Source organism: Agarivorans sp. MS3-6, assembly GCF_054112545.1.
This window is the reverse complement of sequence record NZ_CM134202.1, coordinates 902,169-916,549: the sequence shown is the minus strand read 5'-3', so window position 1 is coordinate 916,549 and position 14,381 is coordinate 902,169. Positions and strand designations below refer to the sequence as shown.

Here is a 14,381-nt window from a genome sequence, read left to right as displayed (position 1 = left end):
TTTGGTTATAGCTGCTGTTTTATTGTGACTTTTAGATTATTTGTAGCCTTACTGTAGCCAACTTCATTACTTATCGCTATTCAACTTTTCTCGTGATATAACGACCTGTTTTCTGTAGGGAGTTAGGAGTAACAGGTGAGCACTGGAAATAGCAACGCTAAAGCGTTTATTGTTTTGTTAGCGGCAATGATGTCTCTGGTGGCATTATCTGTAGATGCGATGTTGCCTGCACTGGTAGCCATTGCAAACGACTTCAATTTACCGCAAGCCACTCAGGCTCAATGGACCATCACTTCTTTATTTATTGGCTTGTCGATAGGGCAATTATTTTATGGCCCTTGGTCAGATGCAGTTGGCCGTAAGCCGCCAATTTATGTAGGTTACTTGCTATTTATCAGCGGTAGCATCATTTGTATCTTATCAGAGTCTTTTAACTGGCTAATCGTTGGGCGCGTTTTGCAAGGTATGGGGGCGGCTGCACCGCGAATTATCACCATGGCGTTGGTGCGAGACAAATTAAAAGGCGCCGAAATGGCGCGTATTATGTCGGTGGTGTTTTCAGTATTTATTGTCGTGCCGATTTTAGCCCCTGCTGTGGGTCAGTTAATTCTGAGTGTTGCCCATTGGCGCTGGATCTTTGGTATGTTGTTAATCATGGCGGTATCCACTGGTTTTTGGTTCTTTTTGTACCAAGAGGAAACCTTAGTGGAAGACAAACGCCGACCACTTACAGTAAAAAGCTTTGTTGAAGGTTTGAAATTCCTCTTGGCTGAGCGCACCGCGTTGGTTTATACCTTGGTATCCGGTGTGGTTTTTGGTGGTTTTATCGGTTACTTAAACAGTGCCCCTTTAATATTTATACACTTATACGACCAAGGCGACAATTTTGCTTTGTTATTTGCTGTTGCTGCTTGTGCGGTGGGCGTAGCTTCACTGGTCAATGGTCGCTTAGTGCTAAAGTTAGGCATGCGTAAGATGATTAATTACGCTTTATGGGGCTTACTGCTACTAACGGGTCTATTTTGTATCATATTGTTGGCTAATGCTGGTGTACCGCCGTTGCTGGTTTTAATGGCCTATTTGGTGCCTGCTTTTTTCTGTATTGGTATCTTGTTCGGTAATTTAAATTCTATAGCGATGGAACCGCTTGGTGCTATTGCGGGCATGGGCTCAGCTTTTGTTGCCTTTATATCAACGTTGGTGGCCATTCCAATTGGTAGTTTAATCGGTCTAAGTTTTAACGATACTTGCTATCCGGTGGTGTTTGGTTTCTTATTTGTGGCGTTATTTAGCTTAGTGGTAATTACTTTATTTGACCGAGTTCCCTGGCAACAAAACAAAGCATGAACTTGCGATGTTATATCGACAATAGTTGCACTTAAGATGGTAGCTAATGATGGGGTTAAACGTCTAGAGCGAGGTGTTTAAAGACTTCTTCTAGTTCCGTTTCTCCTTCAAAACGAATACCTACAGATAGGTGGTCGATTCCTTCACGGCTTTGGCTTTTCACTTTTCCCTCGACGACCGCATCTTTGTCGGGGTGACCCGGAAAGCGAATATAGATAAATACATCTTCTAACAGCAGCTTGCCGTTACTCGCAGGCCAAGCGAGTTTAAAGCGACAGCCTCCAGCAGATAAATCTAAGATGATCCCATCGAAACTGAGGCTATCTTCAATTTGGTGATCGCTCACTGACGATCGGTGAGTCATGGTCGCCGGAACTCGAATGCTAACCCGTTGCTGTTTTCGCAGACTAAAACGTTCGATTTCAGAGGGGTATTTTACAAATAGAAGGTGTTTGGGCGACTTAATTATGTCTGTGATGATGCTGCGAAAGGCGATACATTGACCGGCTTCACCTTCAATTATTGAGCGAATAATACAAGCCATCCCTTCAACTAATACATCACCGTGGCTTTGTTGGGCAGTTTTGGGAACCGCAAAAATTAGAAAATTACCGTCATCAACGCCGATTAACCGGCATTTGATACGCACATCACCTGCTTTAACAAATTGCACATCGAGAATATCGCCAAAAGAAAGTTGGCGCATAATTTCAACAACTAGTTGACGCTGTTTAACCAGTGGAGAGGTAGTTGTGCTCAATGATTCACTTCCCTGATGCGATGATAATTGTAAGGCTTAGATTAAAACAGTCTGCTGCCCCAGCCAAGTTTGGTTCGTAATATTTTAAAGTAATCATAGTTCTCGGGGTGAACCAGGCGCAAGTGATTTGCTTGTCTTCTTATAATTACTTCGTCTCCCGGTAGTACCGGGAGTGAAACGTGGCTATCGCAGCTCACATTCATATGTTCGCTGTTGTCGTAAGATAGCTTAAGTTTCACTTCACTTTGGCTATCAACCACAATCGGCCGAGAGCTTAAAGTATGCGGGAACATGGGCACTAACGCTATCGCATCTAAATTAGGGGTGAGAATAGGGCCTCCAGCTGAAAGTGAATAAGCAGTAGAGCCAGTAGGGGTAGTGATAATCAAGCCGTCGGCACGTTGGCTAAGCATAAAGTGATCATCAATATATACTTCAAACTCCAACATGGTGGCGACTTTATCGAGGTGAAGTACCACTTCATTGACGGCGCTATTGCAGCTTTTGAGCGTATTATGACGCATCACTCTTGCTTCTAATAGAAAGCGATTTTCAGTGACAAATTTTCCTTGTAGCACTTGTTGCAAGGGGTGTTCAAAATCATCTGGATCTAAATCGGTAAGGAAGCCTAAGTTTCCACGGTTGACTCCAATAACGGCAATATCGTAACCGGATAAAACACGCGCGGCTCCCAGCATATTACCATCGCCGCCCACTACAATGGCTAACTCGGCTTGCTGCCCTAAGTCAGTAATACTGACTAAGTTAAGCCCGTCAATGTCTAGTTGTTGGCCGGTTAGCTCTTCTACTAACACCGTATAAGACTGTTGAGTAAGCCAATGGTATAGCGCGGTAAGGGTGTTGTTTGCACCCTCATGATGTGGTTTTCCGATTAACCCAATGGTATTGAAAGCTTTAGTCATAACTTATTGATTTCACTTTGTGTTATCGCTGATTATAGCGTGTCCATTAAGAACTCAGCTAGTTTTATCGCGTCTATCACTTGAAAGCATCTATTTGATCCCCATAATATGCAACAGATTAGAGTTATTTGTGAAGAATTACGGAGACCCTGCATGAGCAGCGAGCAAAATAAAGCGCAATCAGAAGAAGTTGTAGTAGAAAACGAAGTAGAACAGCAAGTTGATGCGATTGAAGCTGAGCTAGAAGCTGAAATGGAAGCAGAGGCAGACGCTGAATCTGTGGGTGAAGAGATCAGCGTTGCTGAGTTACTAGAGCGTTTGGCGACTGCTGAACAAACGGTTACTGAGCAAAAAGATGGGGTAATTCGCGCTAAAGCTGAAGTTGACAATATTCGTCGTCGTTCTGCACAAGAAGTTGAAAAAGCCCGTAAGTTTGCCTTAGAAAAATTTGCCAATGAGCTGTTACCTGTCATCGACAATATGGAAATGGCTTTATTACATGCCAACCGTGAGGATGAGGCCTTGTCATCGATGATTGAAGGGGTAGAGCTTACCCTTAAAACCCTTATCGATGCAGTTAAGAAGTTTGGTATTGAGGTCGTATCGCCGCAAGATCAAGCTTTTGATCCCGCTAAACATCAAGCAATGGGCATGCAAGAGGTAGAAGGTGTGGCACCAAATACAGTGGTAGCCGTTCTGCAAAAAGGCTATGAACTGAATGGCCGTTTATTACGACCTGCAATGGTAATGATCTCAAAAGCTGCTTCAGTAGATACCAGCGCTTAATCAAGCCATTACGATGTTAAGGGCCTGTAGGCCCTTTTTTTGTGCCTTTTTTTGAACATTATTAGGGGAGTAAACTTAAGTGTTCAGCTAAATGGTGAGGAATTGACATACTTTTGTTTAAAATTTTGACCTCTAAGCATTGCCTATGCCATTGTTATAGTCTGAATAAGTATTGTTCGTATTGGCTGGAGGGGAGTTGTAGTAATTCATGGAACAGCTCGAAATTTTTGATATTCCCAATCCCTGTCGTGGTATCTGTCAATCCAACAGCCGTGGGCTTTGCATGGGGTGTTTTCGTAGTAGAGAAGAACGTTTCTCTTGGCAGAGGCTGAGCCCTGCAGAGCAGCAAAATGTGTTGCGTTTAAGCAAGCAACGTAAGCTGTACTTTATTCGTAAGCAGCGCCAACTATTGGCAGACAAAACATCACAAGACGCTCCTCAAGCTGAACTCCCGTTCGATGACTAGCTGCTGGTCAGATCAGTGTTTCGCAGGGTAATGCTAGCAGTCGCCGAGCGCATCGGGCAAAATACTGCTCAGAGTCTAGTTGTAGCAAAGAGGAATAGATGAGCGACATTGACCAGTTATTTAAGAATAATCGACTGTGGGCGCATAGAATCAAAGAAAATGATCCTGATTTCTTTGGTGAACTTTCAAAACAACAGAATCCAGAGTATTTATGGATCGGTTGCAGTGATAGTAGAGTTCCTGCGAATCAAATTGCTGGCCTTCCTCCGGGTGAAGTTTTCGTGCATCGGAATATTGCTAATGTCGTTGTACATACTGACTTAAACTGTTTGTCGGTGATTCAGTACGCAATCGATGTATTGAAGGTGAAACATATTATTGTGACCGGGCATTACGGCTGTGGTGGAGTATTGGCCTCTATGGAAAAGGAGCAGCACGGCTTAATTGATAACTGGTTGCGCCATTTAAAAGACGTTTATCGCTTTCATCAAGCCGAGCTTGATGGCATTGAAGACAAACAATTACGTGCCGACCGTTTGTGTGAATTAAATGTGATGGAGCAAGTGAAAAATGTCTCCCAAACCACTACCTTGCAAAATGCTTGGCGCAACGGCCAACAGCTATCTGTTCATGGTTGTATTTATTCGATTCAGAATGGCATTTTAAACAATCTTGATATTTCTATAAGTGGTATCGAGTAAGCGTTAGCGTAGTTGACGCAAAAATAAAAAACGCGGCATAAAGCCGCGTTTTTTATTGTGTACTTTATATGGTTAGGCCTTTTCTAAGCCTACTGTAGCATTTGGCTCTGCTTCATGGGGTAAGTGAACTTCTTCTTCCGACAAACCCGCTAGCGGGTTGTTGTAAGTGTCTAGGTTTAAGTCCCCTTCTGATTTAGCGACTGCTACGGTTACCATGCTGTCACCGGTAATGTTGACCGCCGTACGAACCATATCTAACAAACGGTCTACGCCGATGATTAAAGCAATACCTTCAACGGGCAGCCCTACTTGTTGTAAGACCATGGCCAGAGTAATTAAACCAACGCCCGGCACGCCTGCTGTTCCCACTGATGCCAAAGTTGCAGTGACAATCACCATTAAAAAGTTACCGGCGGTTAAATCAATACCATAAACGGTAGCGATGAAAATGGTCGCCACACCTTGCATTATTGAAGTGCCATCCATATTGATGGTCGCGCCCAAGGGAATAGTAAAAGAAGCCGTTGAGTTACGTACGCCCAATTTATGAGTAGCGGTTTCCATCGTCACTGGAATAGTGGCGTTAGAGGAAGCAGTACTAAACGCAAATACAATTGCTTCACGCATTTTCTTGATGAACAAAACCGGATTTAAGCCGGTAAGTACTTTGAGTAAGGTGGGGTAAACCACCAAAGCGTGAATCAGTAGCACAACCAGTACCACCATAAAGTAACCTAGCAGGCTATAAATCGCGTCGAAGCCAATACCAAAGAACAGTTTGGCTAACAGCGCGAATACGCCATAGGGAGCAAGGTTCATTAAAATGGTGACTAATTTCATAATCACTACATTGAAATCTTCAAAGTGGCTGGCTATACGCTTGCCTGGTTCACCTGAAATTGCGATAGCGATACCGAACAACAATGCAAATACAATGATTTGCAACATATTGCCCTGTGCCATGGAGGCAATAGGGTTATCCGGGAACATGTCGATAATGACTTGGCTAATACTTGGGGCTTGTTTAGCCTGGAAGGCCGTTTCAGCCACTAGTTCGATGCCTGTGCCAGGACGAACTAATAGTGCTACCGCCATTGCCAGTGAAATGGCAATCGCTGTCGTGGCTAAATAAAGAAGCACTGTTTTACCACCAAGGCGGCCTAAGCGAGCAGTATCTTTCATTGAAGACACGCCACATACCAAGGATACAAATACCAATGGCACAACTAGCATTTTTAAGCTGGCAACAAAAATAGACCCTGTAATATTTAAAATGCCGTCAACCAGATAGTCTTTAACTAGCACTGAATCAGCAAAAAATGTTTGTAAGAAAACCCCTAGTGCAATACCGGTAATCATACCGATTATTATCTTATGTGTGAGGCTCAGTTTTGCAGTGTTGATCATTTCCCTTCTCTCTATTTTTATGCAGATTAATGCTCTGCATATAACTTAAAGTTAAGGTTATAGTATCACAGGTTATATCTAATGGCATTTTAGCTACTTCCTGTTCGGTTTTTGGTGGTTTTATGTGCTGCTGTTTCTTTTGCGGTGGTAAAAGTTGAATGGAAAGTAATCAACTTGATATCAAGCTATTTAGCTTTTTTTTTAGTTTTTCCCTTGAAAAGAAAATTGACGCCCCCACCTTAGTTCCAACAACAAAAAATTAGTTATAAACAGAATTTGGAGAACACCATTATGGGTAGAATTATTGGTATTGATTTAGGCACCACTAACTCTTGTGTTGCGATTTTAGATGGCGATACCCCTAAAGTTATCGAGAATGCTGAAGGCGATCGTACAACACCTTCTATCATTGCTTACACCGAGGATGGCGAGACCTTAGTTGGCCAACCAGCCAAACGCCAAGCGGTAACTAACCCAACTAACACTGTATTTGCTATTAAGCGTCTTATCGGTCGTCGTTTCACCGATGACGAAGTACAGCGTGACATTAAAATTATGCCGTTCAAAATTGTAAATGCTGACAACGGTGACGCTTGGGTAGAAGCAAAAGGTGAGAAGAAAGCACCACCGCAAATTTCTGCTGAAGTATTGAAGAAAATGAAGAAAACAGCAGAAGATTACCTAGGTGAGGCCGTTACAGAAGCGGTTATTACGGTACCTGCATACTTTAACGACTCACAACGTCAAGCAACTAAAGATGCTGGTCGTATTGCTGGTTTAGATGTTAAACGCATTATCAACGAACCTACTGCTGCAGCCTTCGCTTACGGCGTAAACTCAGTTAAAGGCGACAACGTTGTTGCTGTATACGACTTAGGTGGTGGTACTTTTGATATCTCTATCATCGAAATTGATGAAGTAGATGGCGAGAAAACTTTCGAAGTGTTAGCCACTAATGGTGATACTCACTTAGGTGGTGAAGATTTCGATAGCCGCTTGATCAACTACTTGGTTGAAGAATTTAAGAAAGACCAAGGTTTTGACCTTAAGCAAGACCCGTTAGCGATGCAACGTTTAAAAGAAGCCGCTGAAAAAGCTAAGTGTGAACTGTCTTCAGCTCAACAAACTGATGTAAACCTACCTTACATCACCGCTGATGCTTCGGGTCCTAAACACCTTAATATCAAAGTAACTCGCTCTAAGCTTGAGTCTTTGGTTGAAGAATTAGTACAACGTTCTTTAGAGCCATTACGCATCGCTTTGCAAGATGCTGACTTATCTGTGGGTGACATCAACGATGTAATCCTAGTGGGTGGTCAAACACGTATGCCACTAGTACAAAAAGCAGTTACCGAGTTCTTTGGTAAAGAGCCACGTAAAGACGTTAACCCTGATGAAGCTGTCGCGATGGGTGCAGCTATTCAAGGTGCAGTATTGTCTGGCGATAAAACTGACGTATTGCTACTAGACGTAACGCCACTATCTTTGGGTATTGAAACTATGGGTGGTGTAATGACACGCGTAGTTGAGAAAAACACTACCATCCCAACGAAGGGTTCACAGGTATTCTCAACAGCCGATGATAACCAAAGTGCGGTAACGGTTCACGTTATTCAGGGTGAGCGTAAACGTGCTGCAGACAACAAATCTTTAGGTCAATTTAACCTAGAAGGTATTCGTCCTGCACAACGTGGCGTGCCACAAATCGAAGTAACTTTTGATTTAGATGCTGACGGTATTTTGCACGTATCTGCTAAAGATAAAGATACTGCTAAAGAGCAAAAAATCACCATTCAAGCCTCTTCTGGTTTGTCAGATGACGAAATCAATAAGATGGTTAATGAAGCGGAAGCTAATGCTGAAGAAGATAAGAAGTTTGAAGAGTTAGTTCAAGCTCGTAACCAAGCCGATGCTTTAGTACATGGTACACGCAAGCAAATTGAAGACGCCGGTGAAGCACTTCCTGCTGAAGATAAAGAGAAAATCGAAGCCGCAGTGACTGAATTAGAAGCAGCAACTAAAGGTGAAGATAAAGCAGAGATCGAAGCTAAAACTCAAGCTTTGATTGAAGCCTCTCAAAAACTGATGGAAGTAGCACAGCAACAAGCCCAAGCAGATGCAGGCGCGGCAGATGCCGAGCAAGCAGCTCCTGCTCAAGACGATGTGGTTGACGCTGAGTTTGAAGAAGTGAAAGACGACAAAAAATAATTTGTCTTCGATACTTTAGTAAGTAAATAGCGGGCGTTGTGAAAACAACGCCCGTGTGTCTATCAACGCCAATACTTCCAAGCTGTTAGCTTGTAAGAAAGCAGAACTCCAATTATGTCAAAACGCGATTATTATGAAGTTCTTGGTCTAGGCAAAGATGCCGGTGAGCGAGAAATTAAAAAAGCCTACAAACGTTTGGCGATGAAATATCACCCCGACCGTACTAAAGGTGATAAAGCTTCTGAAGAGAAATTTAAAGAAGTAAAAGAAGCTTACGAAGTACTGAACGATGCCCAAAAGAAAGAAGCTTATGATCACTATGGTCATGCTGGAGTCGATCCTAACCGCGGAGCGGGTGGTTTTGGCGGCGGGCATGGTGATTTTGGCGACGCATTTGGCGATATCTTTGGTGATATTTTTGGTGGTGGACGTGGTGGCGGTGGTCGACGTCAGCCTCAACGTGGCTCTGATTTACGTTACAACCTAGAGTTGAGCTTAGAGCAAGCGGTAAAAGGTGTTAAAAAAGAAATTCGAGTGCCTACCTTAGTACACTGTGAACAGTGTAATGGTAGTGGCGCTAAAAAAGGCTCGAGCCCAAAAACTTGTGGTACTTGTCATGGCCAAGGCCAAGTGCAAATGCGTCAAGGTTTTTTTGCGGTTCAGCAAGCCTGTCCAACCTGTAAAGGTAAAGGCTCAATTATTTCAGATCCTTGCCATAAATGTCATGGTGAAGGCCGTTACGAACGCTCTAAAACCTTATCGGTTAGTATCCCCGCAGGTGTAGATACTGGTGACCGCGTTCGTTTATCCGGTGAAGGTGAAGCGGGCGAGAGCGGTGCTCCAGCCGGTGATTTGTATGTTCAAGTACATGTAAAAGATCACCCCATCTTCCAGCGTGAAGAAAATAACCTATATTGCGAAGTGCCAATTAGTTTTACATTGGCGGCTTTAGGTGGCGAAATCGAAGTGCCCACTTTAGATGGTCGAGTAAGCCTTAAGGTACCTGCTGAAACTCAAACCGGTCGTATGTTTAGAATGCGTGGTAAGGGAGTTAAGTCGGTACGAGGCGGACCAATTGGTGATTTGATCTGTAAAGTTACAGTAGAAACACCGGTTAAGCTTAATGATACTCAAAAGCAATTATTACGTGACTTTGAGGACAGTTGTGGCGGGTCTGCAAGTAGCAAACACAAGCCAAAGGCTGAAGGTTTTTTTGATGGTGTTAAAAAGTTTTTCGATGACCTAACCAGTTAATCAATGAAGCGATTAAAAAGCGGCGTTAGCCGCTTTTTTTATGGCTATCATTTACATTAAGTTATTGGTTTTTGAACTATTGTTGTTGGTTTTGTCTATGCTACTATTTACCAAAATCATAGCGACAAGAATTATTTTAGACCGGTAAATTGACTCGGCATAAGCGGTATGAAAATACGATTTATTGTCACTAGGTCGTTATTCTACAATCGGAAAAATAAACAGCATTATTGGGTTTTTAGCAACGAACAATGATTCGCCATTTATTGCGATGAGTATAGTTAAGGTGAATGATGATAACCTTGGTATTGGGCGGTATTCGAAGCGGAAAAAGCCGCTGGGCAGAACAGCAGTTTGCTGATGACCTTATCGGTTCATCTGTTTATATTGCAACGTCTTTAGCCAGTGATGATGAAATGGCACAGCGGATTGACCATCATCAACGTCAGCGTAACGGCCGTTTTACTACCCATGAATTAAATTTTACTGAAGAGTGTTTAGCTGAGGTATTAGCTGGTTACGCCCACTTGCAGCAGCCAATTTTGCTGGAATGTATGTCGACATGGCTAGGGTGGTGGTTAAGCACGGACAAGTCACCGCAGTTACAGTTAGTCGATATTCACCGGCAGTCTTCGTTGTTGTTAGAAGCCCTAAAGCAGATAGACAGTGATATTGTGATTGTCTCCAATGAAGTAGGTTTAGGCTTGGTGTCTGATAATGCTGTGGCGCGAATGTTTGCCGACGAATTAGGGCGTTTAAATCAAGCATTGGCTACCATTGCCGATAGGGTTGTATTCATTAGTGCCGGATTGCCACTAATATTAAAGGAATAGCAATTTTTAAGGTTGCCTTAAAAAGGGAAATGCATAAATGAACAAAATGCTAAAGTTGGCTGTAGGGGTTGTTTCGCTAGCCGCATTACTAAGTTGTTCCGCTTCTCCAACCGGAAGAAAGCGGGTATTACTTTATGATGATTCAAAAATGAGTGCATTGGGTGCTCAGTCCTTTGAAGAAATAAAAAAACAAGAAAAAATAGTCACAGACCAAGCCACCAATGATTACGTGGCGTGTATCTCGAATGCGGTAACCGCCGAAATACCCGGTCACTACGGTGAAGAGAAATGGGAAGTCGTGGTATTTGACTCTGAGCAGGTAAATGCTTTTGCCTTACCTGGCGCCCATGTTGGCGTATATACCGGTTTGATTAAAGTGGCTGAAGATCAAGACCAGCTAGCCACTGTAATCGGTCATGAAATAGCCCACGTATTAGCAGAACACAGTAATGAACGTTTATCACAAAACCAAATTGCAGGCATCGGCACGGCGGTGGCTGCCATCGCTATTGGGGTGAGCGATGAGGTTAAACATAAAGGCGTTGCGATGGCTGCTTTGGGCTTAGGTGTGCAATACGGGGTATTGTTGCCTTATGGAAGAACCCAAGAAAGTGAGGCTGATCTTATGGGCTTAGACCTGATGGCTAGTGCCGGTTTTAATCCTCAGGCTAGCGTGACGCTTTGGCAGAATATGGCGAAGGCTGGCGGCGGTTCAGTCCCTGAGTTTCTTTCAACCCACCCCTCAAATACAACCCGTATAGCTGATTTAGAAGCGCGCATGAGCAGAGCTATACAGTTAGAAAAACAAGCGATAGCGCAAGGCAAACAGCCACAATGCCAGCGCCCAGCACAATTTAGTCTAGATACTGAAACCAACACTGATGCCAATCCAGCTAGCTAAAGCTAAACACGCCGCTGAAATTAGTTTAGTGCAGCGGCGTAGTTGGCAGCATGTTTACAATAAAAAAGTGACTCAGGCTATGTTTAAACAATTACCTGAAGTATTACACCATCGTTTGTGGTCACAACGTTTAATCAGCCCCAGTTATACCACGTGGGTATTAGCGAGACCCAATGTTCAAGGTTTTGTCATGCTTGACCAACAAGTCGAAGGTGTTGAGTTAACGGCGCTCTATTTGGATCCCCAAGCGATGGGGAAAGGATGGGGAAGGGCCTTGTTTGAATCAGCGAGTCAATCGGCAAAAATGTCCTTTGCTACTCGCTTACATTGCTGGGTGATGGAGGATAATCAACACGCTCAAGGTTTTTATCGTCACTTAGGTTTTAAATTCACTGGTGAGCAGCGTGAGCTGGAGTTTTCTGGATCACCATTCATACAAAAAAAGGCTGAATTAGTCTGCTAATTACGCCTTTTTCGCAAGACTTTATGGTAACATTTTGTTCTTTTCATGATTAATTTTAAGAGTTGAAATGAGCGATAAATATCAAGGCGCAGCAGCGCAAGCAAGTTATGGCTACGGCCTTCAAATTGGTGAGCAGATTGAGCGTGCAGCTTTTGACGGCTTAAAAGTTGATGCTATGTTAGATGGTATCCGTGATGTGATGAGCGGTGCTGAGCCACAGCTAGACGAAGCGGTAATTGGCGCAGCTTTCCAAGAAATCACCAAAGAAATTGAAGCTAAAAAAGCTGAGCAGCATAAAGAAGCAATGGCTGAAGGCGAGACGTTCTTAGCAGAAAACGGCCAACGTCCAGAGATCAACAAAACTGAAACTGGTCTTCAATATGAAGTATTGGTTGAAGGTGAAGGCGATACCCCGACCGCTAGCAGTAAAGTGCAAGTTCACTATGAAGGTACGTTAATTTCTGGTGAAGTATTTGATAGCTCAGTACAACGTGGCGAACCTGCAGAATTTCCAGTTAACGGCGTAATTAAAGGCTGGACTGAAGCGTTACAACGTATGAAAGTGGGCGATAAGTGGAAGCTTTACATCCCTCAAGAGCTTGCTTATGGCTCGCAAGGTGCTGGCGCGGCTATCCCGCCGTTTGCTGCATTAGTCTTTGAAGTTGAGCTGTTAGCTATTTTAGGCTAAAACCCAATCTCAATATAAAAACCGGCTAATCAGCCGGTTTTTTTATGCGCCAGATTTGTGCACTTGTGTTCTAAGTTAGTGAATTAACAAGAAAAATCCAAATACTCCTTTAGAGGTAAAGAATTTCCTAAGTTAATGATTTTAGGTGTTAAAAAAATGTGATCTAGATCTTGGCACGTCCTTGGCAACTCCCTAATTGTGAACAATTAGAGTTATACCCATTTAGGTAACGCAGGAGCAGGGAATGCAACAATCAACACGTTTAAGTTTATCTCGCATTATTAAAACCACTATGGCTGCGGCGATAGTGTCGGCTAGCTTTATTGGTTTTAGTCATGCTGAAATCGGTGAGCCTGAAAAAGAAGATTTAAAGTTTGGTTTTATCAAGCTGACCGATATGGCTCCTTTAGCTGTGGCCTACGAAAAAGGCTATTTTGAAGATGAAGGTTTATATGTTCAGCTTGAAGCTCAAGCTAACTGGAAGGTATTGCTTGATCGGGTGATTACTGGGGAGCTTGACGGTGCGCACATGCTGGCTGGTCAGCCGCTCGGAGCCACCATTGGCTTTGGTACAAAAGCAGACATCATTACCGCTTTTAGTATGGACCTAAACGGTAATGCGATCACCGTATCTAATGATATTTGGGCACAAATGAAGCCCCATGTCCCCCATGAAGGTGGAAAACCTGTCCACCCAATTAAAGCCGACGCCTTAAAGCCGGTGGTTGATAGCTATAAAGATCAAGGTAAGCCATTTAATATGGGCATGGTATTCCCCGTATCTACCCATAACTACGAGCTACGTTACTGGTTGGCTGCAGGTGGTATTCACCCTGGTTACTACGCTCCTCATAAAGGGGATACTTCAGGAAAAATTGATGCTGATGCCTTGCTGTCAGTAACTCCACCCCCACAAATGCCTTCAACCATGGAAGCCGGCACTATTTACGGCTATTGCGTGGGCGAACCGTGGAACCAACAAGCTGTATTTAAAGGCATTGGGGTTCCGGTTGTGACTGACTATGAAATTTGGAAAAACAACCCAGAGAAAGTATTTGGTGTGAGCCAAGGCTGGGCTGATGAATATCCTAATACGCATATTCGTGTGGTTAAAGCGATGATTCGAGCGGCCAAATGGCTAGATGAAGAGAACAACAAAAACCGCCCAGAAGCAGTTAAAATCTTGTCTAAGAGCCAGTATGTAGGTGCCGATTACGATGTAATTGCTAACAGCATGACGGGTACCTTTGAGTATGAGAAAGGTGATAAACGCGAGGTGCCTGACTTTAACGTATTCTTCCGTTATAACGCCACTTATCCCTACTACAGTGATGCCATTTGGTATCTAACGCAAATGCGTCGTTGGGGACAAATTTCTGACAACAAACCAGACTCTTGGTATATGGATATCGCTAAAAAGGTATACCGTCCTGATATTTACGCTATTGCAGCTAAAGAGTTGATTGCTGATGGTGTCATTGATGCATCGGAATTCCCTAATTTTGCGACTGAATCAGGCTTTAAACCACCTCAAAAACACTTCATCGATAACATTGTTTATGACGGTTCTAAACCTAATGCCTATCTAGACAAGTTCACTATTGGTTTGAAAAAAGACGACAAGATCTAAGCCAAATAATCATT

14 protein-coding genes are annotated in these 14,381 nt (G+C 43.3%); 11 read left to right on the top strand and 3 right to left on the bottom strand.

Features of this window, described 5'->3' with window-relative positions; genetic code table 11:
* Positions 1–135 precede the first annotated feature (135 nt).
* Positions 136–1,347, top strand: coding sequence for a multidrug effflux MFS transporter (locus ACVFI8_RS04295; protein ID WP_457873100.1), 1,212 nt, complete (start codon positions 136–138; stop codon positions 1,345–1,347).
* A gap of 55 nt (positions 1,348–1,402) precedes the next feature.
* Here the strand turns inward: ACVFI8_RS04295 and ACVFI8_RS04290 are convergent, their stop codons facing one another.
* Both ACVFI8_RS04290 and nadK read right to left on the bottom strand, forming a co-directional pair.
* Positions 1,403–2,107 (bottom strand): flagellar brake domain-containing protein, encoded by a 705-nt coding sequence (locus ACVFI8_RS04290; RefSeq protein WP_248714682.1) that lies wholly within the window; start codon positions 2,105–2,107, stop codon positions 1,403–1,405.
* A 41-nt stretch (positions 2,108–2,148) separates the two neighbouring features.
* Positions 2,149–3,030, bottom strand: a complete 882-nt coding sequence (gene nadK, locus ACVFI8_RS04285; protein ID WP_457873099.1) for an NAD(+) kinase — start codon at positions 3,028–3,030, stop codon at positions 2,149–2,151.
* A 153-nt stretch (positions 3,031–3,183) separates the two neighbouring features.
* Between nadK and grpE the strand changes: the two genes are divergently transcribed.
* The 3 genes from grpE (at position 3,184) to can (ending at position 4,983) form a co-directional block, all read left to right on the top strand.
* Entirely contained in the window at positions 3,184–3,816 is a 633-nt protein-coding gene (gene grpE, locus ACVFI8_RS04280) for a nucleotide exchange factor GrpE (protein ID WP_457873098.1), read from the top strand.
* A 208-nt stretch (positions 3,817–4,024) separates the two neighbouring features.
* Positions 4,025–4,282 (top strand): DUF1289 domain-containing protein, encoded by a 258-nt coding sequence (locus ACVFI8_RS04275; RefSeq protein WP_457873097.1) that lies wholly within the window; start codon positions 4,025–4,027, stop codon positions 4,280–4,282.
* Positions 4,283–4,380: 98 nt separating this feature from the next.
* A complete protein-coding gene (gene can, locus ACVFI8_RS04270) occupies positions 4,381–4,983 on the top strand; it encodes a carbonate dehydratase (protein WP_248714686.1) in 603 nt (200 codons plus the stop codon).
* 72 nt (positions 4,984–5,055) lie between these two features.
* Here can and ACVFI8_RS04265 read toward each other — a convergent pair whose 3' ends face one another.
* On the bottom strand, positions 5,056–6,390 hold the full coding sequence (locus ACVFI8_RS04265) for a dicarboxylate/amino acid:cation symporter (protein WP_248714687.1): 1,335 nt from the start codon (positions 6,388–6,390) through the stop codon (positions 5,056–5,058).
* Between the two features lie 291 nt (positions 6,391–6,681).
* Here ACVFI8_RS04265 and dnaK point away from each other — a divergent pair, with 291 nt between their 5' ends.
* The 7 genes from dnaK to ACVFI8_RS04230 all read left to right on the top strand — a co-directional run bounded on the left by dnaK (position 6,682) and on the right by ACVFI8_RS04230 (position 14,367).
* Complete coding sequence (dnaK, locus tag ACVFI8_RS04260; RefSeq protein ID WP_248714688.1) at positions 6,682–8,598, top strand: molecular chaperone DnaK; 1,917 nt, start codon at positions 6,682–6,684, stop codon at positions 8,596–8,598.
* A 114-nt stretch (positions 8,599–8,712) separates the two neighbouring features.
* Complete coding sequence (gene dnaJ, locus ACVFI8_RS04255) at positions 8,713–9,852, top strand: molecular chaperone DnaJ (RefSeq protein WP_248714689.1); 1,140 nt, start codon at positions 8,713–8,715, stop codon at positions 9,850–9,852.
* Between the two features lie 290 nt (positions 9,853–10,142).
* Positions 10,143–10,685 carry a bifunctional adenosylcobinamide kinase/adenosylcobinamide-phosphate guanylyltransferase gene (gene cobU, locus ACVFI8_RS04250; RefSeq protein WP_248714690.1) on the top strand — a complete coding sequence of 181 codons (543 nt, stop codon included), beginning with the start codon at positions 10,143–10,145 and terminating at the stop codon, positions 10,683–10,685.
* A 46-nt stretch (positions 10,686–10,731) separates the two neighbouring features.
* Positions 10,732–11,586, top strand: coding sequence for a M48 family metallopeptidase (locus tag ACVFI8_RS04245; protein ID WP_248715599.1), 855 nt, complete (start codon positions 10,732–10,734; stop codon positions 11,584–11,586).
* A complete protein-coding gene (locus tag ACVFI8_RS04240) occupies positions 11,567–12,049 on the top strand; it encodes a GNAT family N-acetyltransferase (RefSeq protein ID WP_248714691.1) in 483 nt (160 codons plus the stop codon). Before ACVFI8_RS04245 ends, ACVFI8_RS04240 begins: the two co-directional genes overlap by 20 nt.
* Positions 12,050–12,116: 67 nt before the next feature.
* Positions 12,117–12,737, top strand: a complete 621-nt coding sequence (locus tag ACVFI8_RS04235; RefSeq protein WP_248714692.1) for an FKBP-type peptidyl-prolyl cis-trans isomerase — start codon at positions 12,117–12,119, stop codon at positions 12,735–12,737.
* A gap of 292 nt (positions 12,738–13,029) precedes the next feature.
* Entirely contained in the window at positions 13,030–14,367 is a 1,338-nt protein-coding gene (locus ACVFI8_RS04230; RefSeq protein ID WP_248715600.1) for a CmpA/NrtA family ABC transporter substrate-binding protein, read from the top strand.
* The last annotated feature ends 14 nt before the right edge of the window (positions 14,368–14,381 follow it).